20 protein-coding genes are annotated in these 22,000 nt (G+C 51.1%); 5 read left to right on the top strand and 15 right to left on the bottom strand.

The window, feature by feature from the left end; genetic code table 11:
* Positions 1 to 70: 70 nt before the first annotated feature.
* On the top strand, positions 71 to 1,423 hold the full coding sequence (locus SIL79_RS19235; RefSeq protein ID WP_039033863.1) for a dicarboxylate/amino acid:cation symporter: 1,353 nt from the start codon (positions 71 to 73) through the stop codon (positions 1,421 to 1,423).
* 109 nt (positions 1,424 to 1,532) lie between these two features.
* Here the strand turns inward: SIL79_RS19235 and SIL79_RS19240 are convergent, their stop codons facing one another.
* The 5 genes from SIL79_RS19240 to htpG all read right to left on the bottom strand — a co-directional run bounded on the left by SIL79_RS19240 (position 1,533) and on the right by htpG (position 7,765).
* Positions 1,533 to 2,837: an inosine/guanosine kinase gene (locus tag SIL79_RS19240; RefSeq protein ID WP_039033862.1), complete on the bottom strand. Its 1,305-nt coding sequence runs from the start codon at positions 2,835 to 2,837 to the stop codon at positions 1,533 to 1,535.
* A 149-nt stretch (positions 2,838 to 2,986) separates the two neighbouring features.
* Positions 2,987 to 3,991, bottom strand: a complete 1,005-nt coding sequence (gene hemH, locus SIL79_RS19245; RefSeq protein ID WP_233962770.1) for a ferrochelatase — start codon at positions 3,989 to 3,991, stop codon at positions 2,987 to 2,989.
* A 112-nt stretch (positions 3,992 to 4,103) separates the two neighbouring features.
* Positions 4,104 to 4,748, bottom strand: coding sequence for an adenylate kinase (adk, locus tag SIL79_RS19250; RefSeq protein ID WP_319619898.1), 645 nt, complete (start codon positions 4,746 to 4,748; stop codon positions 4,104 to 4,106).
* 187 nt (positions 4,749 to 4,935) lie between these two features.
* Positions 4,936 to 5,781 carry a tetratricopeptide repeat protein gene (locus SIL79_RS19255; RefSeq protein WP_071476472.1) on the bottom strand — a complete coding sequence of 282 codons (846 nt, stop codon included), beginning with the start codon at positions 5,779 to 5,781 and terminating at the stop codon, positions 4,936 to 4,938.
* A 70-nt stretch (positions 5,782 to 5,851) separates the two neighbouring features.
* The gene (htpG, locus tag SIL79_RS19260; protein ID WP_226683873.1) at positions 5,852 to 7,765 is read right to left on the bottom strand and encodes a molecular chaperone HtpG; all 1,914 of its coding nucleotides are present in this window, start codon (positions 7,763 to 7,765) and stop codon (positions 5,852 to 5,854) included.
* Positions 7,766 to 8,007: 242 nt separating this feature from the next.
* Here htpG and SIL79_RS19265 point away from each other — a divergent pair, with 242 nt between their 5' ends.
* The gene (locus SIL79_RS19265; RefSeq protein ID WP_144361134.1) at positions 8,008 to 8,469 is read left to right on the top strand and encodes a carboxymuconolactone decarboxylase family protein; all 462 of its coding nucleotides are present in this window, start codon (positions 8,008 to 8,010) and stop codon (positions 8,467 to 8,469) included.
* A 12-nt stretch (positions 8,470 to 8,481) separates the two neighbouring features.
* Complete coding sequence (locus tag SIL79_RS19270) at positions 8,482 to 9,261, top strand: AraC family transcriptional regulator (protein ID WP_319619899.1); 780 nt, start codon at positions 8,482 to 8,484, stop codon at positions 9,259 to 9,261.
* 41 nt (positions 9,262 to 9,302) lie between these two features.
* Here SIL79_RS19270 and recR read toward each other — a convergent pair whose 3' ends face one another.
* The 9 genes from recR to SIL79_RS19315 form a co-directional block, all read right to left on the bottom strand.
* A complete protein-coding gene (recR, locus tag SIL79_RS19275; protein WP_039033855.1) occupies positions 9,303 to 9,902 on the bottom strand; it encodes a recombination mediator RecR in 600 nt (199 codons plus the stop codon).
* Between the two features lie 13 nt (positions 9,903 to 9,915).
* Positions 9,916 to 10,245: a YbaB/EbfC family nucleoid-associated protein gene (locus SIL79_RS19280; protein WP_025011505.1), complete on the bottom strand. Its 330-nt coding sequence runs from the start codon at positions 10,243 to 10,245 to the stop codon at positions 9,916 to 9,918.
* 130 nt (positions 10,246 to 10,375) lie between these two features.
* Positions 10,376 to 13,315: a DNA polymerase III subunit gamma/tau gene (gene dnaX, locus SIL79_RS19285; protein ID WP_319619900.1), complete on the bottom strand. Its 2,940-nt coding sequence runs from the start codon at positions 13,313 to 13,315 to the stop codon at positions 10,376 to 10,378.
* 121 nt (positions 13,316 to 13,436) lie between these two features.
* The gene (gene apt / locus SIL79_RS19290) at positions 13,437 to 13,988 is read right to left on the bottom strand and encodes an adenine phosphoribosyltransferase (protein WP_039033853.1); all 552 of its coding nucleotides are present in this window, start codon (positions 13,986 to 13,988) and stop codon (positions 13,437 to 13,439) included.
* A 95-nt stretch (positions 13,989 to 14,083) separates the two neighbouring features.
* Positions 14,084 to 14,479: a response regulator gene (locus SIL79_RS19295; RefSeq protein WP_052248030.1), complete on the bottom strand. Its 396-nt coding sequence runs from the start codon at positions 14,477 to 14,479 to the stop codon at positions 14,084 to 14,086.
* 87 nt (positions 14,480 to 14,566) lie between these two features.
* A complete protein-coding gene (locus SIL79_RS19300; protein WP_039033852.1) occupies positions 14,567 to 14,941 on the bottom strand; it encodes a YbaN family protein in 375 nt (124 codons plus the stop codon).
* A gap of 384 nt (positions 14,942 to 15,325) precedes the next feature.
* Entirely contained in the window at positions 15,326 to 16,114 is a 789-nt protein-coding gene (locus SIL79_RS19305; RefSeq protein WP_052248029.1) for an HvfC family RiPP maturation protein, read from the bottom strand.
* Complete coding sequence (locus tag SIL79_RS19310; RefSeq protein WP_039033851.1) at positions 16,114 to 16,950, bottom strand: HvfB family MNIO-type RiPP peptide maturase; 837 nt, start codon at positions 16,948 to 16,950, stop codon at positions 16,114 to 16,116. Before SIL79_RS19310 ends, SIL79_RS19305 begins: the two co-directional genes overlap by 1 nt.
* Before the next feature lie 58 nt (positions 16,951 to 17,008).
* Positions 17,009 to 17,431, bottom strand: coding sequence for an HvfA family oxazolone/thioamide-modified RiPP metallophore (locus SIL79_RS19315; protein ID WP_039033850.1), 423 nt, complete (start codon positions 17,429 to 17,431; stop codon positions 17,009 to 17,011).
* A 292-nt stretch (positions 17,432 to 17,723) separates the two neighbouring features.
* Here SIL79_RS19315 and dusC point away from each other — a divergent pair, with 292 nt between their 5' ends.
* Both dusC and SIL79_RS19325 read left to right on the top strand, forming a co-directional pair.
* The gene (gene dusC / locus SIL79_RS19320) at positions 17,724 to 18,677 is read left to right on the top strand and encodes a tRNA dihydrouridine(16) synthase DusC (RefSeq protein WP_039033905.1); all 954 of its coding nucleotides are present in this window, start codon (positions 17,724 to 17,726) and stop codon (positions 18,675 to 18,677) included.
* 126 nt (positions 18,678 to 18,803) lie between these two features.
* A complete protein-coding gene (locus SIL79_RS19325; RefSeq protein ID WP_039033849.1) occupies positions 18,804 to 19,145 on the top strand; it encodes a TraR/DksA family transcriptional regulator in 342 nt (113 codons plus the stop codon).
* A gap of 129 nt (positions 19,146 to 19,274) precedes the next feature.
* On the opposite strand, the gene SIL79_RS19330 is transcribed toward SIL79_RS19325, so the two are convergent.
* On the bottom strand, positions 19,275 to 21,926 hold the full coding sequence (locus SIL79_RS19330) for a TonB-dependent receptor (RefSeq protein ID WP_071476475.1): 2,652 nt from the start codon (positions 21,924 to 21,926) through the stop codon (positions 19,275 to 19,277).
* Positions 21,927 to 22,000: the final 74 nt, after the last annotated feature.

Here is a 22,000-nt window from a genome sequence, read left to right on the forward strand (position 1 = left end):
TCAAGAGAGCTTTCTTGCTAGGCTTTAGTGCGCCAAATTACAAAAGTACAAGAATTAAACAGGAAAATTTATGGCATTCACTCCAACCAAGAAAATGGGCCTGACAGGTAAGATCCTTATTGGCATGGCAGCCGGTATCATTGTCGGTCTTCTTCTGAGAGCTTTTTTCCCCGCTGGTGAGCTGGATTCACCTCAAGTCCAGCAAGATCCCTATTTCATCTTTGTGCGGGATTACATCACCGAAGGCTTTCTTAATGTCGTCGGTACTATCTTCATTTCCAGCTTGAAAATGCTGGTAGTGCCCTTGGTCTTTATTTCTCTGGTTTGCGGTACCAGCTCACTCAGTGATCCCTCAAAACTGGGGCGTTTGGGTGGCAAAACCATCGCTTTCTACCTTTTTACCACCGCTATAGCTCTAACACTGTCAATTATGGCGGCAGTGATGATCCATCCCGGCCACAGCAGCATGTCTACCGCAGGCAACAGTTTTGAAGCCAAAGATGCTCCCAGCCTGGCGGAAGTATTGATTAACATAGTACCCACCAACCCGATGCAGGCGATGAGCGAAGGCAATATGCTGCAGATCATTATCTTTGCGGTGATCTTTGGTTTTGCCATCTCTCATGTGGGCGACAAAGGCAAGCGGGTTGCGGCGCTGTTTGAAGACCTCAATGAAGTCATCATGAAAGTGGTGACCCTAATCATGCATCTAGCGCCTTACGGGGTATTTGCCCTTATGGGTAAACTGGCACTGACACTCGGCGTAGAAACTTTCGGTAGTGTGGTCGCTTACTTCTTTGTGGTACTGGGTGTACTGCTGGTCCATGCTTTTGTCACTTATCCTATTCTGCTCAATCTACTGTCAGGACTGAATCCGTTCACCTTTATCCGTAAGATGCGCGACGTGCAGCTGTTTGCCTTCAGTACTGCCAGTTCCAACGCCACTCTGCCGGTCACTATCGAGACGGCCGAGCATCGCCTGGGCGTCGATAACAAGATAGCCTCGTTCACCTTACCCTTGGGCGCTACCATCAATATGGATGGCACAGCCATCATGCAGGGAGTGGCAACGGTATTTATCGCTCAGGTTTACGGTATCGACCTAACGATTACCGACTATATTACCGTGGTTGTCACGGCCACCCTGGCCTCTATCGGCACAGCCGGGGTACCGGGAGTGGGTCTGGTGATGCTGGCCATGGTGCTCAATCAAGTAGGCTTGCCGGTAGATGGTATAGCACTGATTATCGGGGTCGATAGATTGCTGGATATGGTCCGCACCGCGGTGAACGTCACAGGTGATACTGTCGCAACCGTGGTGATCGCCAAGTCGGAAAATGAGTTCAATGAAGAAACCTTCAACGACCCAAAAGCCGGTAAAACCAATGTCAGCTTCCATAAGGAACACCATACTCCCATGTAAGGAGTAAGCTGAATTCGCTGAAAGCAAAATTCAAAGAGGGCGTCCATTCGGACGCCCTCTTCTATATTAACGGATTTGATTTAACCCATCGAGATAAGCGGAGCCAAACTTAACGCTCCCAGTAGGCTTCTTCCAGGCTATCTTCCCGCTCGGGTAACCCCCTTGATAGGCGCGGACTATGCTGAGCCAACACTTCATAAGCGACCCGGTTGGCATACTTACAGATCTGTGAAAATGAGGAATAACACAAGCCATCGCGCTTATGCTTACTGGAGCCCGGTACATTGGTCTTGTGGAAAGTATTGGCTGCCAAGTCATGCAGGAGTGCAGACAGAGCACCATCACCGGCGCCGTTGGTATTGTGAATTTTCTCCGGCCCGCCCATGTAAGGCGAAATATGGGCATATACCTTGATGGGTTTATCACAATCATTTTTCAATTTCGGACGGGAGAACTCATAACGATTGAATTCAGGAATAGCGCCGGGCAGCAGAGTATGGGCCGTCTCGCGTTTCTCAGCGTCATCGGTATAACCTGCGGTGTAAAGTCCCGAAGCACCCGCAGTCGTCAACACCATGTCACACCATTCAAGTGCCGCTTCACTGGCCAGTAAAGGATCGGCAAATCCGGTCAACGCCTCACCTTCATCTTCATTCATTGCCAGCACAGTCACATGTTGGCGAATAAAATCCTGCCACCATTTGGGATCTTCGGCAATCAGGAAACGGGTTCCCAAGGTCAGTACCACAGGTACTTCGGCTTCCTGGGCGTAGCGAATGGCTGTCAGCGCCGCTTCACCTATCTGATCGCCATCACTGGCCCGCATCAGATAAGCGGTCAACACCAAAGCAGAACTGCCCTGGATCACTTCTTTATCGATAAACTCCGGGCTTAACTTGTCCATTGAGCCCTTGCTGATGGCAAAAGTACGCTCACCGTCATCGGAGATCAGGGTAAAGCAGCGACCTATCGGACCTTCAACCGGCTGTAAGTAGTTAAGATCCACCTTGGACGAAGTGTTGCACAAATAGCGGTAGGCATAACTACCTACTTCAATATGCTTGCTCATCACACCAAAGAGCACAGATCTGTCATCGGCCAGAATTGAGTAGTTGTGAATGGTATTACCGATAGTGCCGCCGGCAAACTCATCGCTGACCAACTCACGGCTTTTGAGCTCATGATACAGCTGGTGGGCACTGGCATCATCAATCAGAGTCGAGTTGCCTTTGGGTAAGTTGTAACGCTGCAGCAGTTCATCTTCGACCTTGGCTTCGATATCCACCAAAGTTTGATCTATACCTGAAATCCAGGTACTGAAAGGTTGTGGCTGCTGAGTCAACTGCGCCAGCAAAGGATCACGGGTTTTGACCGGAAAATAGTGTTTGGATTTACGCTGACCGGGAAATTTCATATTGGGCTCTCATTTTCATCGTCCCTGAGTAGTGTACCGTTTGGGTACACTTTCCTGATAATGATCTTAAGTCAGGCTGACGGAGCTGCCAGCGACCACTTTAAATGGCGGCAGATTCTATCACAAATCCACCGCCACACCAGTGTACGCTAACGGGCTTGATACCAATTTTCAGTGTGAAACTTCACCAACTCGGCCAAAAAACACATATGAGCCGATTGCGCATTGAGACAAGGGATAAATTGATATTGTTTCCCACCGGCTTCAAGAAAGCTTTCGCGGCCTCCTTGAGCTATCTCTTCCAGTGTTTCCAGGCAGTCGGCTGCAAAGGCGGGACTCATAATATCGACCGAATGAACCCCCTGTCCCGGCAAAGATTCGAGCAGCTCATCGGTATAGGGCGTTAGCCAAGGCTCCTTGCCAAAACGGGATTGGAAGCACAGCTGCCATTCACCTTCCCCCAGGCCAAGCTCGGTGGCCAACAACTTAGCCGTGGTTTCACATTGACTGCGATAAGGATCCCCCTCCTTAATGTAACGCTCGGGCACCCCATGAAACGACATCAGCAGCCTTTGTCCCCGCCCTTCTCGCTGCCAATGGGTACGAACACTATCGGCCAGGGCCTGAATATAACCTGGCTTGTCGTGGTAATCGCGCACAAACCTCAGCTCAGGCAGATTACGCTCCATTTTCAACGCCGCGGCAACACCATCAAACACACTGGCCACAGTGGAGCAGGAATATTGAGGATAAAGAGGCAACACCAGCACCCTGTCAACTCCGGCATTTTTCAGCGCCGTCAGGCCATCACTCAAGGACGGACTGCCATAGCTCATCCCCAGCTCAACAGGAATATGACAGCCAACTTGCTCCCGAAGCAAATCTGCCAGAGCTTGTCTCTGCTGTTTACTGACCACCATTAAAGGTGATCCTTCCGCCTGCCAAATAGATTGATACAACTTGGCGACTTTCGCCGGACGGGTATTGAGAATAATACCTTGTAACAGGGGTTGCCACAGCCAGGGGGACAGATCCACCACACGTTGATCGCTGAGGAACTGTTTCAAAAAAGTACGTACTGCCGCTTTGGTTGGCGCAGCGGGAGTACCCAAGTTAACCAAAAGCACACCGAATGGAGGACGGGTATCCTGCACTGTATTATTCCTGTTCCGAGAGAGATGGCGCCAAGTTAACACCGCTAAAACCATAAAAAAAGCCCGCAATTGCGGGCTTTTTTCGATTATGAGAACCGGTTCTGATAATTAATCAGCCCAGCGCCTTCACAATGGCTTCGCTGACGGAAGCAACGCTTTGGGTACCGTCGAATTTACTGTACTTGGTATCACCCTTGGCCGCCATGGCACCATAGTAATCCACCAGCGGCATGGTCTGTTCGTGATAGATGCCCAGGCGCTTGCGTACTGTGCTCTCTTCATCATCCGGGCGGGTAACCAGTTCTTCACCTGTTACATCATCCTTGCCGTCTTCTTTTGGCGGATTGAAGACCACATGGTAAACCCGGCCAGAACCAGGATGCACCCGGCGACCGCTCATACGTTTAACGATTTCTTCGTCCGGTACATCAATCTCAATCACATGATCAACATGGATACCGTTAGCCACCATGGCATCAGCTTGTGGAATAGTGCGTGGGAAACCATCCAGCAGGAATCCCTTGGCGCAGTCGTCCTGAGTAATGCGCTCTTTAACCAGACCTATGATCAGCTCATCTGAAACCAATTGTCCGGCGTCCATCACCTTCTTGGCTTCCAGTCCCAAAGGCGTACCGGCCTTTACGGCTGCACGCAGCATATCGCCGGTTGAGATCTGTGGAATGCCATACTTTTCCATGATGAACTGAGCCTGGGTACCTTTACCGGCACCAGGGGCGCCCAATAGGATAATGCGCATATCAAGAGTCCTCTTTTCGCATTGATATTCTTGTTAGGGCGGCGATCTTCGCACATCTGGCCGCCCATGAGAAGGCCTTTGGCTTCGACTTTAGCCACAGAAACGCCAAAAAAACCTGACAGCTCTGACCTGTTAAAAACGGTCAAAACCGCAAAGGCAGAGGCTTGGCCTGCCAAGCTTAACTCTATCAGTAGAGTAAACTATAAAGCTTGCGACGATAGCTGCTCGCCAGTGTATTCCCCTGACCAAGGGCTGAAAGTATCGTCAGAAACTGCTGTTTCAATTCACCATTACCGGCGTTGAGATCTTGCTGCAGTTGGGCAAAAAGCAACTCAAGGGCCTCTTCATCCCTGTGCGCCTGATGCAGTGCCGTTGCCAGCTTGCCAAGTAAACCCAGGTCTCCCGGAGCTGCTTCGAGCGCTTGTTGCAAAGAACGGATTTCCGGCGTATCAGCCGCCTCTTCCGCCAACTTGAGTTTGGCCTGCAAACTGGCGTAATAAGCATCTTGATCTTCAAGCTTGATGCCGGCAAGCAGGCTTTTGGCAGCGGCAATATCACCGCTTAACAGGCATGCATCAGCATAAGGCAAAGCCACCTCGGCGCCATTGTGCTCGCCATAGGCCTCCTTCAGCAACACCAGGGCTGCGGCGGCATCGCCTCCGGCGAGTAATTCTCTGGCGTCAGCAAGTTTCAGCTCCCAGGCGGCAGGCAGATGTTTATCCAGCATGGCCTGAATTTGCGACTCGTCCTGCACCCCGGCAAAGCCATCAACCGGCTGGCCCTGACTGAGCAACAAAGTGGTCGGCAAGCTCTGAATCTGGAAATAGGAGGCGATTTCCATTTCAGTTTCGCAATTGACGGCCGCCAGCAGCAGTTGCCCCTGATAACGGTTTGCCAATGTTTCCATGGTGCCGAGTAGCCCCAGACTCTCCGGGCTTTGCTGCGCCCAGAAGACCAACGCGACCAACTGTTGTTTCGAGGCTTCCACCACCTGTTGAATGTTGTCGCGGGTCAGTTCGATACGTGTTTCCATAGCAATCCTTGTTGGATGGTCGGGCTATACCCGAGTAAAAAAGGGCCATAAAGGCCCTTTTTTGATTGGCTTACTTAAGGTTGGCAAGCAACATCTGGTTCATCAAGCGGATAAACTCAGATGGGTCAGCCAGGCTGCCCTTTTCTGACAGCATTGCCTGTTGCAACAACAGGTTACTCCAGTCAGTAAAGCGGCTTTCATCTGTCTCGTCATTGAGTCTGGCCACCAGCGGGTGCGTCGGGTTCAGCTCAAATGTTGGTTTGACTTCCGGCACCTGTTGGCCGGCGGCCTGCATCAGCTTGATCATCTGGCTCGACATCTCGCCTTCACCGGCCACCACACAGGCTGGAGTGTCGGTCAAACGCGTGGTCACCCGTACATCCTTGACCTTATCACCCAGCGCCTCTTTGATACGCTTGAGCAAAGACTCGGATTCGGCCGCCAGTTTTTCCTGTTCGGCCTTTTCATTCTCATCTTCCAGCTCACCGAGATCCAGCTCGCCGCGAGTCACAGAGTGCAGCGCCTTTTCCTTGTACTCTGTCAGGTGGTTGATGAGCCACTCGTCGATGCGGTCAGACATCAACAGCACTTCGATGCCCTTCTTACGCAGCAGCTCCAGATGCGGACTGTGGGCCGCCGCCTCATAGCTGTCGGCAACAATATAGTAAATCTTGCTCTGACCTTCCTTCATGCGGCCGATGTAATCATCCAGCGATACAGTTTGCGCCGCAGTGTCATTGTGGGTCGAGGCAAAACGCAGCAAGCCGGCCACACGCTCGCGGTTGCTCCAATCCTCTGCCGGGCCCTCTTTCAGTACCTGGCCGAACTCAGCCCAGAACTGCTGGTACTTGTCGCTGTCGTCTTTAGCCAGTTTCTCCAACATGCCCAGCACCCGCTTGGTAATGGCCGTGCGCATGGCTTGGGTCACCTTGTTGTCCTGCAGTATCTCCCGGGAGACGTTCAGCGGCAGATCGTTGGAGTCGATAAGACCTTTGACGAAACGCAGGTAAGAAGGCATAAACTGCTCGGCGTCATCCATGATAAATACGCGCTGAACAAAGAGTTGCAGACCCTGCTTGCGATCCCGGTTCCAAAGGTCCCAAGGCGCCTTGGAAGGAATGTACAGCAAGCTGGTGTATTCCTGCTTACCTTCAACCCGGTTGTGACTCCACAGCAGAGGATCGCTGAAGTCATGGGAGATATGCTTGTAAAACTCCCGATATTCTTCATCGGAAATCTCAGACTTGTTGCGGGTCCAAAGCGCGGTGGCCTTGTTCATCACTTGCCATTGACCTTCAGTCGCCGGAATTTTTTCACCATCCGGGCCTTCGGACTCGGGCGAACCTTCCTGCCACATCTCTACCGGAATGGAGATATGATCTGAGTACTTGGTGATGATAGAGCGCAAACGCCAGTCATCGGCAAACTCTTTTTCCTCTTCGCGCAGATGCAAAGTAATCTCGGTACCGCGGCTCTCTTTAACTATGTTTTCAACGGTAAAGTCGCCTTCACCGGCAGACTGCCATTGCACGCCCTCATCGGCCTTGTGACCGGCAGCGCGAGTTCTTACCGTTACCTTGTCGGCCACAATAAAGGCCGAGTAGAAACCCACACCGAACTGGCCAATCAACTGCGAGTCTTTGGCGGCATCGCCGGAGAGGTTTTTGAAGAATTCTGACGTGCCTGACTTGGCAATGGTACCCAAATGCTCGATAACGCCGTCACGGGTCATACCTATACCATTGTCTTCAATGGTAATAGTGCCCTTTTCCTTATCGGTACTGATACGTACCCTGAGCTCGCCATCACCTTCATAAAGCGCGTCGTTGGTAAGCGCCAGATAACGCAGTTTGTCGGCGGCATCGGCGGCATTGGATACCAATTCACGCAAGAAAATCTCCTTGTTGGAGTACAAAGAGTGGATCATCAAATGCAAAAGTTGTTTGACTTCAGTTTGAAAACCATGAGTTTCTTGATGTGACATGAATAGCTTCCCTTGTTTATCGCAATAGGTTAAACCAACTTGAGTTGTTTAATTAAATGGGGATGCGATTTTCAAATTCAAGGGCGGGATGACACAGACCGATAACAGCCGCAGAAAAAATAGCCCGAAGTGAACTCTGAAAATAGTCCAGCACCAATTGCCGTTTTCCATCTGTGTCGAAAATATGCAATCTTTGTCCGCTTTGTCCGGTTATCGTCTGGAAACCCCTCTCAGGAGATATCATGATGAAACGACTCAACTATGCTAATGCTGCGCCACAAGCCTTGGAACTTCTATACCAACAGGAACGCTACTTCCACCACCAATTCAGTTCATCGAAGACCATGTCTATAACCATCTGGGAACTGGTCAAACTCAGAGTCTCACAGATTAATCAATGCGCCTTTTGTATTGACATGCACAGTAAAGACGCGCTGAAGTATGGTGAAAAAGCCGAACGAATTTTTGGTCTCAATGCCTGGCGGGACATGCCTATTTACAGCACTGCGGAAGGTATTGCCCTCGGTTGGGCCGAGCAACTGACCGCAGGTTTGGGTGTCAGCGATGAAGAGTACCAACAGGTGCTGGATTGTTTCGGCCCTCAGGCGATGACAGATTTGACCATAGCCATCAATGCCATCAATAGTTGGAACCGTATCGTTAAAGTATTTAAACCCGAGGTCGGCAATTACCAGCCCAAGTGATTCAGGTTGCGTATGGACTTAAAACTATTTTCCCCCAAAGGCAATATCGCAGCAGATATTCAAGCTATATGGTCTGTTGGCGTATCGACAAGGCATAGGGAGCCGATTGTTCGATTACTGCTGGGCGACGCCGGCAGCGGTATCCTGTTCAATTTTGGCCCAGAGGTGTTTTTTGATGGGATATGGCATCCTCCGGGGATTATTTTGTTGCCTACTAGCCAGACTTCCCAAAACATCATCATGCCGCCGGGGACCCAAATGGCAGGCATCCGCTTTCATCCAGCTATGGGCTATCAATGCCTGGGAAAACGCTTCGACAACCCTGTCCGTAGTGAGCGGGAAACTGATATCCATACTCTGCTTAGCCCACTATATTTGCAGCTCTGTGCCTGCAGTGGCCACTATCCCCGCATCCGCACCATGTATCAGTTTACTCGGCAACATATCGTCAGCCGTAGTGAAAGCCATCAAAGGGTCCAGGAAGTCCTCCGGCATACACACCACAAGCATGCCAAAGAAACCACTTTGGGATTACGTCAAATAGAACGCCACTTCCAGAGCTGGATGGGGATGACCCCTAAATATTATCAACGCGTTATTCGGGTCAAGCAGGCAATGGAACAACTCCGGCTGGCACCATCAACATCACTGGCCGAACTGGCAGCCGACTTTGGCTTCGCCGATCAGGCACATATGACCCGTGAATTTCGTACCTTGGCCAATATCACGCCGAAACATTACGCCCGCCGCTACTTATTCAACGCTCTGCAGGCAAAAAATAGCCCCGCATAGGCGGGGCCGGTATATTCACAGAAGGCTCATTAAAGCAAACTTCAGAGCGGCAATCGCCCATTGAACGACAATGCCAGAGTGGTGCTGTCGACATATTCCAGCTCACCGCCTACCGGGACTCCATGAGCGATACGGCTCACCTTGACCTGGTAGCGATGGGCGATATCGGCAATAAAATGCGCGGTAGCATCACCTTCCACTGTCGGGTTAGTGGCCAGAATAAGTTCGGCAATCTCACCTTTGGCAAGATGCTCTTCCAGTAGCGCCAGTCCCAACTCTTCGGGTCCGACACCATCGAGCGGTGATAGATGCCCCAGCAATACAAAATAGCGGCCACTGAAATGCCCACCGGCTTCAATAGCCAATACATCGGCCGGCGTTTCAACCACGCAGATGGTATCGGCATTGCCGCGCCGCGGACTGGCGCAGATGGGACAAAGCGTTTCCTCGGTGAAGGTGCGGCACGACTGACAATGCCCCACCTCTTTCATGGCCCGCTCCAATGCTTCAGCCAACTTAAGTCCGGCTTTACGCTCGCGCTCAAGCAGTTGAAACGCCATCCGCTGTGCCGATTTAGGGCCGACACCGGGCAGACAGCGCAGCGACTGGATCAATTCATCAACCAATGGGCTGAATTTCATCTGTTCTTCCGACTCAGAATGGCATCTTCATGCCAGGAGGCAGCTGCATGCCACCTGTCACTTCAGCCATCTTGGACTTTTGGTTTTCTTCAACACGACGGGCTGCATCGTTGCAGGCCGCGGCGATCAGATCTTCCAGCATCTCTTTGTCGTCTTCCAGCAGGCTGGGATCTATCTCGACTTTGCGAACATTGTGGCTGCCGGTCATGGTGACTTTCACCAAGCCTGCGCCTGACTCACCTGTGACTTCCATGCGGGCGATCTCTTCCTGCATTTTGGCCATTTTTTCTTGCATCATCTGGGCTTGCTTCATCAGGTTGCCCATACCGCCTTTTCCAAACATAGCTTTATCTCTTCAATTCAAGTTGTGAGTAACAGGTCAAAGTTGGCTAATCTTACTGAAATAAACCCGCTTGGCAATCCAAGAGTCGCATTGAACGGCAATCTTATGAAGCGGGTAACATCCACCGGCCCTAGGGCGCCTTGTCTGCAATCAAATTAGCCCTTTGACTGAGCAGCTCAGGGGGGTAGCCGAGAGTATCCTGATCCAGTTCGGCCCCCATATGACTAACAAGCCATTGAATATTTTCATCATTCATCAATGAAGCATGAGCTCCGCTCAGGAGTTCCTGATGAAAACGATGACGAATTTCCAACGGCGTTTCCCTTTGGTCATCTACTCCTACGACAATCTCGGTGCGGCAAGGTTTCCCAAACAGTTTGGAAAGCGCCTCTTCGAGCTGTTTGATGGCCGAATCTGCCGCCAAGTGTTTCTGATCCGGCTTGAGTAACAAAGGTAGCGGTTCAGCTATCCTCTCACAGACTGAGTTCACCGCCAGTTGCCGTACCCGGCCGCCTATATCCAGCGCGGACATCAATTTATACCAATAGAGATCCTGTGGATGACCGCTGGGCAGAGCATGGGCAAAGACATCCGCGGCCCCTGGGTCTAGTGCTAAGCCCGGTTCGGATGCGGGCTTAGCCTCGGCATTTGCCACTATATTTAGACTTGGCTGCTGCCCAATCGCTTTGGCAGGCTCTTGTACCGGCTCATCTATCGTAGCGTCCTGTACTGTCTGCGGCGCAGTATTCTGTGGCTCAGGTTCGGCTTGTGGGAAAGCCGCATTTTGAACCGTTTCACTGCCTTCCATCATCTCGCGACCCGCTGCAACCGCACCCTCTGGAGCATCTTCCCATGGTGGCCTGTCTTCCTTGAGCGCCGCAACATGACTTGGGCCAGATCCGAAAGGCATTTCCCCGGCGACAGGAGTTTGCGGTTCTGCTTGGGAGGGCTCCGGGCTGTTTTCTGGCTCAAGGCTGTTTTCTGGCTCAAGGCTGTTTTTCGGCTCAGGGCTATTGCTCAGCTCAAGACCATTATGCCGCTCAGGGTTGTTTTCTGATTCTGCTGCCGCTTCAGGCTGAGTGGCCGCTACAGCATCGGACTCAGGAGCTGCGGCCGCGCTGCGGCGCTCCGGCAAAGGCTTTTTTTCTTCACCGTCCTTGGGGCTGGCCGCCTCTATATCGCTGAGCAGCAAATCCCGGGTGGCAAGCACCTGATCGAGCAGATCATCACCCAAGATGTCATCGCTGGCAGATTCTATGTTGGCATCGGCAGGCACTGACTCGCTTGATGGCTTACTTGGCAGCGATACTTCGGAGGCACTCTTGTCGGCAGCGGATGGCATCTGACCGTCCATCGACATCTGCTGCTGATAAAAATCCAGGCTGCTATCCTGCGCTTCACCTTGTTGTGAATAGCTCATGGCAGCGTAGAAGTCATCCTGGGACTGCTGCTCATCGTTAATAGCCGAGGTTTCAGCTTGTGAAACAGGCTGGTGAGGCTGAACTGCAGTCGTTTGCTCTGCCGGCAGAGACTCGATCACTTTAACTGACTCAACTACCGCATTTGCTTCAACCACAGCTGTTTCAGACGAATTCATCTGTGAAGGGGAAGCTTGCAAAGGCACGGGGACCTCACTCCGAAACCCCATGCTACCGGCCTGGGATAACAGCAGCGCTTGTTCGGCCAATAACGCCTGCTCACCCGCATCTTCGCCCTTATCGGCAGCCGTCTGCGAGTCAACGCCACTCTGCTGCGTCTCAGCCACCGAGCTTACCTGTGTTGGCATCTTGGCAGCTTGCGGCTTCTCGACTTGCGCTTCGACAGCATGGCTGGTAACAGATTGAGCAGAGGCGGCTTGAGGCTTTATCTCATCGGCGTTACTGCTTGCCACAGTTTGATTCGGCGCCCTTGCAACTGCAGCTGCACTATTGCTGTTATCCAAGGCAGATAGATCGGCGACTTCCCCCCTTTGCCAGCGTTTGGGCGGCGTTTCCGGCACAAAGGCAACGGCTCTGAGTAACGCCATCTCCAGCCCTGACTTAGGGTCCGGCGCATAAGGCAGCTCCTTGCGACCACTGAGCAGCAACTGGTAATAGAGCTGCACCTGCTCGGGGGCGAGGTTTTCAGCATAATGGGTAATTTGAGGACCAAACAGCGACAGATTAGCCGCCGCCGGCGCAAACTGGCTCAGGGTTATCTGATGCAAGAGCTCCAGCAGGCTACGTAGCACTTCGGCGGCATCGGCGCCAAATGCCAGCACCTTGGCCACCTCCTGCATCATTTTGGCGATATCACCTGTAAGGAGCGCATCAAACAGCGCCAGCACCTGGCGCTCATCTATGGCGCCGAGCATGGTTTGAACCTGCTCCAGCATCACTTGCCCGGCCCCAAAGGCGATGGCCTGATCGGTCAGACTCAGGGCGTCACGCATACTGCCGTTGGCGGCTCGCGCCAAAAGCGTCAGCGCAGAGGTTTCAAACTTGAGGCCTTCGCTTTGCAAAATATGCTGCAACTGGCCGGCCATCTCAGTCTGATCCAGGCTCTTCAGGTTGAATTGCAGGCAGCGGGACAGCACTGTCACCGGCAGCTTTTGCGGATCTGTGGTGGCCAGCAGGAATTTGACGTGCTCTGGGGGCTCTTCCAGTGTTTTGAGCAGTGCATTAAAACTGCTGCGGGACAGCATGTGCACTTCGTCTATCAGGTAAACCTTGAACCGCCCCCGGGTCGGGCGATACTGAACATTGTCAAGCAGTTCGCGAGTATCATCTACCTTGGTACGGGAAGCGGCATCGACTTCAATAAGGTCGACAAAACGCCCCTGGGCAATTTCCTGACAGGCACTGCATTGGCCACATGGCTTGGCGGTGATCCCGGTTTCACAGTTGAGCCCTTTAGCGAACAGGCGCGCCAAACTGGTCTTGCCGACGCCGCGGGTACCGGTAAACAGATAAGCATGGTGCAGTCGTTGCTGACCCAGGGCATTGGTCAATGCATGCAATACATGTGATTGGCCGACTACCTGATCAAAACTGGCAGGCCGCCATTTCCTGGCTAGTACCTGATAGGACATGAAACTCCCCAAAATCCATAAAAATATCTTTGCGGGAGCAAGCTCCGCGGATCGTAAAACAATAACATGAGGTATAACTTCATGCTACCGAGATGACCCGCAAAGCGGCAGGGATGAGCTTTTATTCGCCTTCAAACTCGCACAGTTTGACTAACTCAAGCCCATGTTCGGTCAGGCGTTGTTCACCACCCAGATCAGGCAGAGAAATGATAAACGCTGCATGTTTGGCCTCGCCTCCCAAACGACGGATAAGCTTAACCGTGGCTTCAATGGTGCCGCCGGTTGCCAGCAGGTCGTCAATAACCAATACCTTGTCACCCGGCACTATGGCATCAACATGCATTTCCAAGGTGTCGTGACCATATTCCAACTCATAGCTCTCGGCTATGGTTTCTCTTGGCAATTTGCCAGGCTTACGCACAGGAACAAAGCCCAATCCCAGTTCCAGCGCCAGCGGAGCCCCAAAGAGAAAACCTCGGGCTTCGGTACCGACAACCTTGGTAAAACCATGATCTTTATAATGATCCACTAGTAAGCGAATACTTAACTGATAGGCGACCGGGTCTTCGAGCAAACTGGTCACATCACGGAATAGGATCCCGGCTTTTGGATAATCCGGAATGGTTTTAATGCTTTGCTTAATCAGGCTTAAGCTGTCGGAGTTCATTGCCATAGTCTCAATACTTCGTTTCCAGACACTGGGCCCGGCTCTTTACAACAAAAAAGTCCACACTGAGGTGGACTGCATTTCAAAAATCCGGCTAAAGCTTAAGCCGCTTTAATCCGCCATGCAACAATCTCTGTCGATAAGTGATCCAGGAGTTGTTGCTTTGTGTCACAGTTCAATGGTTTTCTCCAAAAGCCATTAACCTGGGACATATCCATACTGGCAGCGACTTCCTCTCGAGTGTGAGTACTGAGCACTACTATGGGCAAACTGCCATAGCCTTCCAGTTGTCTGAGCAGCGGGATGAAATGCGGCCCGTCAAGCAAAGGCATGAAAAATCCGCTGATCACTGCATCGAAACTTTGCCGTTCGGCACAAGCTAACCCCTGCATACCGTTGGCCGCCAGCGTACAGCGCCAACCTTGGCTCCGGAACAATTCCGCCAAAGCCTGTTGGCTGATGTTATTATCATCAACAAGCAAAATATTGAAACTCATTAAATTTCCCTGGTGGTTTCAAGGCGCGCCAAGGCTACCCCAACTGAGTGACAAAAGCACGACGAGCCGACATTTTTGTCTACAGGATCACTCACTGTCTTCCAGTTCAGGAATTTGCCACAGGAACAACAACAGACTAATACAACATACCGCCAGCAAGAGTTTCACCCACCAAAGCGGTACCAAGGCAATACTAAGGGCAAAACTGGCACCACTGATCAAAAAGGCTTTTCGCTTTAATCCCTTACGCATCGCTTTGCGGGAATGCCAATCGGCAAGAGGCTGGGCGAACCAAGGATGGCTGTGCAACCAATCATGTAGCCGTTCACTGGAACGAGCGAAACAGAAGGCGGCCAATAAAATAAAGGGAACTGTCGGCAACACAGGTAAGACGATGCCAAGCAACCCCATGCCCAGACTCAGGATCCCGAAAATTAAAAAGAAGCCTCTTTTGATAACCATCCGCTTTCCTTTGGAAAATCGGTCGCTCCTAAACAATAGCCACCGCTGAGGGTGGCTATTGTAGCAAAAATGGTATTTTGCTGCTTCAGATCAATCCCGCGTGTTTCAGCCAAGACAGGCTGGCCGGCAATGTAGGTAACAGCATTACCAGAATAAAACCAAGAAAATACAAAATATTGAATGGGTCTTTAAACGGCTGACTCATGACAGCTCCTCTACTTCCAGGGCTAGCGTGGGAGTGACCTCAGTCACAAAACCCGGCTATTCTAGCCCTTTATCACGCCGATAAAAACCATGTTTTTTCAATGGGATTAGCCAATCCCTTGTATTAATGTCGCTTTCAGGCATCAATGTCAGCAAAAGGCAGGTACAACTAAAATAAACTCATGCCTTACAAAAAGTTGTGGTAGGGATCGCGGCTGCAGGCTGTTTGCGAACAATACCCAGCGCCGCCAACTCAGCCAAAGTTGTGGCCGCGCCCTGACAAAGCTGCTGCTCTGAAAATGAGGGAAATGTCTCTGTAAGCCAAGCAAGTAACCGGGTAAAGCTCAATGGCGTTTGTTGCAATTTTGCCAGCAGCTGCGCCGTCATCGGATTGAGCCTTAAAAAGCATACTTCCTCTTCCAGGTCACGATAAACGCAGAAAAATACCGGCAGGGGCGATACTGTATTTGGGCGAAAATCTGGACTAATTCTGTCAACTTCGAACTGATATTGCGCCACTTTGGCGGTGGCGGCCAATTGCAGTTTTGCAGCCAGTTGCTCCAACGCCTGAATGTCAGCCTGTTTGAGCCAAGGCGCTGAATCATCTTCGGCCACGGATACCTGCAGTTCCAAGAGTTCATAGTGTGCCAATTCCAGCATAAAAGGCATTGCATCCAACGCACTTGCCTGTTCCCGACACAGATAGTCGAGAAACTCGGCGGCAATATCGATAAATAGCGGGCTTTGACATTCATGACGGGCAAAAAAATCCTTTACCAACGCCAACCACTGCGCTTCAGTGTGCAGCGACTTGAGAACCGGATAAGCATTGGAGACAAAGCCGTTGACATTATTGAACAAAAGCTCGCGATATACCTGCATGTGTCGTTCGTCGGTGCCGGCCGGCAAAGGCATATCTTCCTGCCGCAAATAGGCCACAAAAGCCCGTTGTAATTGAGCCAGGGCCATTAAGCTCTCCTCTCTTGTGCAAAAGCATCCAAGGCCTGCCCTTGTAGCGAGCCTATCTGCTTCAACTCCTGACACAAGACTCGGGTTTCAGGGATATTAAAGTCCCGCTCCAGCAAGGTAGGATGTACCCCGTGCAATCGATAACACTCTGCCAGTAGTTGCCAGACAGGATTGATAATATCGGCGCCATGGGTATCGATAATCAGATCCTCATCCTGCTGATAATGACCTGCGATATGCAGGTAAGCGATGCGCTCACTGGGCATAGCTGCCAGAAAAGCCTTGGGATCATAACCATGATTAACCGAGTTGACATAGATGTTATTGACATCAAGTAGCAGACGACAATCAGCCTCTTCCAGCACGGCGCAGACAAACTCTTGCTCGGTCATCTCGGCGCCAGGCGCAGCATAAAAGGACACGTTCTCCAGAATAAGTGGCCGCTCCAGAATCGCTTCAACCTGTTTAACCCTGGCACTGACATGCCGCACTGCTTCGTAGGTAAAAGGGATTGGCATAAGATCGTACATATGCCCATCGGCGGAGCAATAACTTAAGTGCTCTGAATAAACATCTATCTGATGCAAATCGAGGAAACGCTTAATCTCCTTGATAAACACCAGGTCCAGCGGATCCGGGCTACCGATGGAAAGACTGAGCCCATGGCAATAAAATGAATGCCTTTCGGTCAATTGTCGAAACTGCTTGCCAAACTTACCGCCAAGACGCATCCAGTTTTCCGGTGCCACTTCAAAGAAGTCGGCCTCTTTAGGAGCTGCCTGACAAAACTCAGCCAACATCTCCCGCCTAAGCCCCAAACCGACACTGTTATTCATAAATAATTACCGCCTTGTGGTTTCAGACAGGGCGCAAAGCGCCCTGCACTATTCAACTTCAGTGGTTACTACCACACTTGCCTTCCTTGACTTTGTTAGCTTCTGCCTTGGCTTTATTCTCTTCGGCTTTGGCTTTGCCTTCGGCTGAGTGCATCATGCCTTCACCGCACTTGCCTTCGCCACACTTACCCTCTGCGGCCTTATTCACTCCCTCTCCACACTTGCCCTCGGCAGCCTTATTCATCCCTTCACCACATTTACCTTCGCCGCATTTGCCCTCACGGCTTTTTTGCTCGGTTTCTTTGACTTTCTTATCACCACATTTACCTTCGCCGCACTTGCCTTCATTACCAACCAATTGATAACCGGCTTCCATAGTCTGAAACCCGAATGGGTTGGCATTAGCTTCTGCGGCGACGGCGCTGCCGGCGATAACCATGCCCAAAGCGGCTGCTACTGTAGTTGTCTTGACTGTCTTCATTGTCTTTCCTGCCTTTGCTCATAGAGTTGTTACGAGTGACCGACCTCAATTGCCGGCTTGCAATATCAGACCCGGGGACAGCAGAATCTATTTCACATTTTCAACCGCGGATCACAGTTTTTATCCAAAACCCCATGTAGGGAACCATGAGTAAAATAGCAAATGCAGATAAGATCAAGCTGTTAACAGTTACATATCTAAAATAAGCCTGTGCCTTTTAAGCTGTCGATTGGTGCCGGATGGGATTTAAGGTAGAATGCGCCACTTTCTATTTCAGCCAGGCCTTAAACACGTGCGTATTATTCTCGCCCCTATGGAGGGGGTTGTTGACAATCTGATGCGGGAACTGCTCTCTGCAATAAACCCTTATGATCTGATGGTCACCGAGTTTGTACGTGTGGTGGATCAACTATTACCCGAAAAAGTCTTCTATCGTCTCTGCCCCGAGCTGCTGCAAGGCGGCATGACCCTCAGCGGTACGCCGGTCAGAGTACAACTTTTAGGGCAGGAACCCGGTTGGATGGCCGAAAACGCCTTGCGGGCTATAGAACTCGGCTCCCAAGGGGTAGACGCCAACTTTGGTTGCCCGGCCAAGATGGTTAACCGCAGCAAGGGCGGCGCCGTATTGCTGCAGTATCCGGAGCAAATCCACAAGATAGTCAAAGCCATGCGTCAAGCAGTTCCTGAACCGCATGCGGTGACCGCCAAAATTCGCCTGGGGTTTGAAGACAAGAGCCTGTTTATGGAAAACGCGCAGGCGATTTATGAAGCCGGCGCCACTGAGTTGGCCGTCCATGCCCGCAGTAAAAAAGACGGTTATCGTCCACCGGCCTATTGGGAATATATCACTGAGATCCGTAAAAAATTGGCCATTCCCGTGATCGCCAACGGCGAGATTTGGGACCGGGAAGACGCCCTTCGCTGCATGGAAGTAACGGGTTGCGACAGTATCATGGTGGGCCGCGGCGCCATCTCTCTACCCAATTTGGCGGATCACATCAAGAACAATGCCGAGCAATATAGCTGGCAGCAAACCCTGGCGCTTTTGATGAGTTACAGCCAGAAAGAACTCAACGGCCGCAAGAGTTGCTATTACCCGGCGCGAATAAAACAGTGGTTCAGCTACCTCAATCGCCAATACCCTCAGGCCGATGCCCTGTTCAGAGAACTCAGAGTACACAAGCAAACCGATGACATAGTGGCCACGCTCAGTCAGGCTTATCGCGAAATAAATGACAAGATCTGAGCAATTCTGACAAATTAACGCCTTAACGACAGAAAATGTCACCCAGATTTGATCTTCATCATAGTGACATTGACCCGGCTGTTTAGACTAAATGACCGTAGACTCAATCTTTACAGGCTATTATCAGTGAGCAGCTCCCATATCAGACAAGCATTGTCGGCGTTAGAAATCGATCTCAGGAAAGAGATAATGGTGCTCGGACCCCACTGGGATCCCCAGATGTCACTCAGTGATCTGATTGAAACCATGACTCAAGCCGATCTTTGCAAACATCCCCTCTACCACAGACTGTTGCGACTGGATGCCGCGTTGTGCCAACTGGATTTAGGACTTTATGGTCTTTGCGCAGACTGTGAAGCAGAAATCGAGCCACATCGACTCGTTAAAGATCCGACCGAGCAGCGCTGTGAACGTTGCCATGAGCAATATAAACATGAACACCGACAAGAGTTGCGCTTGAATCACTAGTCAGTTAAGCAGTAAAGGCAACCCCAGAGGTTGCTTTTTTGTTTGAGGTTATGTTTTGGCGTTTAAAAGCTAATAAAAAAGCCCCGCCAAAATGACGGGGCTAAGCCGTAAGGGAGAATCGGCGTTTTATCAGAACTTCTGATTAATGGTCACAAACCAAGTGCGGCCCAGTACGTCGTACAGCCCTGTGTTGACATCACGATAATCAGCGTAGTTGTACCAGGTTGGTGCTTCTTCATCGAAGGCGTTGTTCACACCCAGGGTGATGGAACCATTCCAGTCGTGGGCGTAAGTTAGCTGAACGTTGTGCTTGAAGTAGCTTGATACGTCGACCAGGTACTTGTTGTTATATTCAACAGCCCCTGAATCCTGGCCACCTATATAATAGGTCGTCCAGGCAGCACTCCAGTTATCACGGGTCCAGTTAACCGATGCACTGCCACGCCATTCGGGCTTATCCTGTAGACCGGCTTCATCGAAGAAGTCAGACTCGGCGTCGGCCTTGGTCTTGTAATCCAACACATGAGTCATTTCCAGCTTCAGACGGAAATCACCGAAGTCAGTTTCCTGGTTGTAGCTGGTGACAAAGTCAATCCCGGAGGTTTCCAGGGCACTCAGGTTACGATACTGGCTGTGAATGGTCTCAATCTTGCCATCACTGCCACGAACTATGTACTGAGAACCACCATTGGCCTCTTCTTCACGGATCAGATCCGCAACATCGACCACTTCAATCTTGCTGTCGTAGCTGATGTCATAATATGAAGTCTCAATACTCCAATCATCGGTCACGTTCCAGACAAAGCCCAGAGTCAGGGATTCACCCTCTTCCGCTTGCAGATCTGGGTTACCGCCGTAGAAGGTCTTATATTGGTTACTTGGGCTACAGTAGTTCTCATCAGCACCAGGGTTGGCACTACACCAGACAGTATCCAGGGTACGTTCAAAACTCAGCGCTTCACCGGAGAACATCTCACCCATATTCGGGGCACGGAAAGATTCACCCCAGCTGGCGCGCAGCAACAGGGAATCAACCGGACGCCAGCTGGCAGAGAACTTGGGCACAACAGAGTCGAAGGTTGAAGAAGCAAATCCGGAAGCTATGTTACCCTCCTGCTCGTAACGCTCATAACGCAGCGCGGCAGACAAGTCCACATTGTATGGTAGCGAAGATTGCAATTCCAGATAGCCAGAACTACGATCCCGGGTTGCATCAACATCATCACCACCCGAACCACCTGAGATAATACCGGCGGCTGATTGCGGATCACTCAGCTGTACGAACTCAATCATTTCATACTCGGCACCGACAACCGCGGCCAAAGTAACGCCATTGCCTTCATACAGCATGCCGGACAACAAACCATCAAATTGGGTGCTGTTGAATTGCGCCTGATACACACCTGTGTGGGCCGCTTGACCATAGAGATCGGCCATTTGCGCATCCCAGTCTTCATAACTCATGCCTGTAGTGTTGAAGACATCATAGTTGCCTGTGTTGATCAGGTCCTGAACGATATTGTCGTTGATCAGGTTGTAGTTGAATGAGTCAGTGGTTGAGCGGGTATGCTGGGCATTGATTTCCCAGTCGATGCCACTGCCCACATCCCAATAACCCACCAAACCGGCCAGGAAGTCGATTGAGTTGGTTTCAGTGGTAGTGTCACGCTCACCAATCTGTACTGAACGCATGCGGATCTCAGATATATCCGTGCCCAATGGGTTCATTGGGTTGTCCGCAGCCATGGTTGGGACGTTGGTTGATACTGGGGTGCCCGCATAACGGGTATTAGTTTCACTCAAGCTGGCAGAAGCGCGGCCACGGAACTGAATATCATCGGTCAGCTGATAATTGAAGTTAGACAGAATACTGTTGCGGTTCACATTACCAAACAGCTTGGTCACCTTACCAAAGTCATAGTAACAGGTTCCGGCATTGGCACCGTCGGTGCCATCAATAACATTCGGCGCCTGGGCACAAAGCTCGCTATTAGTATAATTGGCTGATTTACCATCTGCGCCAATATAGGTAGCTCTTGGGATCACGCTGTAGGAGCTGATACCATTCCAGGTTGGGTCATCAAAACGCCAAACATCTTTGTCGTATACAGAGCCTGTATCGTAATGCTCAAACGTCAGGGTGATATTGCCCTTATCTGTGCTAAAACCGGCGGCCACGGAAAAGCGTGAAGAATCACCGCCTTCCACATCCGGAGATTCGCCTGTGTAGTTCAGCTCAATACCTTCAAAATCTTTCTTGGTAATAATGTTAATTACCCCGGCAACCGCATCTGAGCCGTAAACCGCCGAGGCACCATCACGCAAAATTTCGATTCGCTCAACAATCGCCATGGGGATGCTGGAAGTATCGGCAACGGTTCCTGAGCTTGAGCTGGTACCCGGCATGCGACGACCATCGAGCAGAATAAGCGTTGCCTGAGACCCCAGACCACGTAAATCCACATCACTGGTGGCACTGGCTCCGGCACCATAACCGGACATACCCCGCCAGGAACCAAAACTGTTAATGCTGGAGTTATTCAATACATCGGCAACCGAAGTTTCCCCGGTAACCTTAAGATCGGCTGCTGTAATAACAGTCACAGGTGAAGCCGTTTCCATATCCACTTGCTTGATACGTGAACCTGTTACCTCGATCCGCTCAACTTTGCCTTCTTTTGCTTCCTCAGCAGTGGCATATCCGCTGAATGCAATTCCCGTAACTGCCGCAGCAAGTAAACCGCGACGAACTGCCTTTGCAGTTAAACTGATGGAACTCATACTTATCTCCCTGATGTTTCTTTTGTGAGAAATATCTGATTATTTTTGTTTTAAAATTTGCAAGCATATTGCAA

Source organism: Shewanella indica (genome assembly GCF_033842865.1).
Taxonomy (GTDB): Bacteria; Pseudomonadota; Gammaproteobacteria; order Enterobacterales; family Shewanellaceae; genus Shewanella; species Shewanella indica.

What these genes read in the sequence shown, in the direction of transcription:
- SIL79_RS19310 (WP_039033851.1), bottom strand. Translation starts at nt 16,950, where the DNA reads ATGAATAACAGTGTCGGTTTGGGGCTTAGGCGGGAGATGTTGGCTGAG.
- SIL79_RS19300 (WP_039033852.1), bottom strand. Translation starts at nt 14,941, where the DNA reads ATGGTTATCAAAAGAGGCTTCTTTTTAATTTTCGGGATCCTGAGTCTG.
- SIL79_RS19270 (WP_319619899.1), top strand. Translation starts at nt 8,482, where the DNA reads ATGGACTTAAAACTATTTTCCCCCAAAGGCAATATCGCAGCAGATATT.
- SIL79_RS19295 (WP_052248030.1), bottom strand. Translation starts at nt 14,479, where the DNA reads ATGAGTTTCAATATTTTGCTTGTTGATGATAATAACATCAGCCAACAG.
- SIL79_RS19330 (WP_071476475.1), bottom strand. Translation starts at nt 21,926, where the DNA reads ATGAGTTCCATCAGTTTAACTGCAAAGGCAGTTCGTCGCGGTTTACTT.
- SIL79_RS19235 (WP_039033863.1), top strand. Translation starts at nt 71, where the DNA reads ATGGCATTCACTCCAACCAAGAAAATGGGCCTGACAGGTAAGATCCTT.
- htpG (WP_226683873.1), bottom strand. Translation starts at nt 7,765, where the DNA reads ATGTCACATCAAGAAACTCATGGTTTTCAAACTGAAGTCAAACAACTT.
- apt (WP_039033853.1), bottom strand. Translation starts at nt 13,988, where the DNA reads ATGGCAATGAACTCCGACAGCTTAAGCCTGATTAAGCAAAGCATTAAA.
- SIL79_RS19265 (WP_144361134.1), top strand. Translation starts at nt 8,008, where the DNA reads ATGATGAAACGACTCAACTATGCTAATGCTGCGCCACAAGCCTTGGAA.
- SIL79_RS19280 (WP_025011505.1), bottom strand. Translation starts at nt 10,245, where the DNA reads ATGTTTGGAAAAGGCGGTATGGGCAACCTGATGAAGCAAGCCCAGATG.
- SIL79_RS19240 (WP_039033862.1), bottom strand. Translation starts at nt 2,837, where the DNA reads ATGAAATTTCCCGGTCAGCGTAAATCCAAACACTATTTTCCGGTCAAA.
- SIL79_RS19315 (WP_039033850.1), bottom strand. Translation starts at nt 17,431, where the DNA reads ATGAAGACAGTCAAGACAACTACAGTAGCAGCCGCTTTGGGCATGGTT.
- SIL79_RS19305 (WP_052248029.1), bottom strand. Translation starts at nt 16,114, where the DNA reads ATGGCCCTGGCTCAATTACAACGGGCTTTTGTGGCCTATTTGCGGCAG.
- SIL79_RS19255 (WP_071476472.1), bottom strand. Translation starts at nt 5,781, where the DNA reads ATGGAAACACGTATCGAACTGACCCGCGACAACATTCAACAGGTGGTG.
- adk (WP_319619898.1), bottom strand. Translation starts at nt 4,748, where the DNA reads ATGCGCATTATCCTATTGGGCGCCCCTGGTGCCGGTAAAGGTACCCAG.
- recR (WP_039033855.1), bottom strand. Translation starts at nt 9,902, where the DNA reads ATGAAATTCAGCCCATTGGTTGATGAATTGATCCAGTCGCTGCGCTGT.
- dnaX (WP_319619900.1), bottom strand. Translation starts at nt 13,315, where the DNA reads ATGTCCTATCAGGTACTAGCCAGGAAATGGCGGCCTGCCAGTTTTGAT.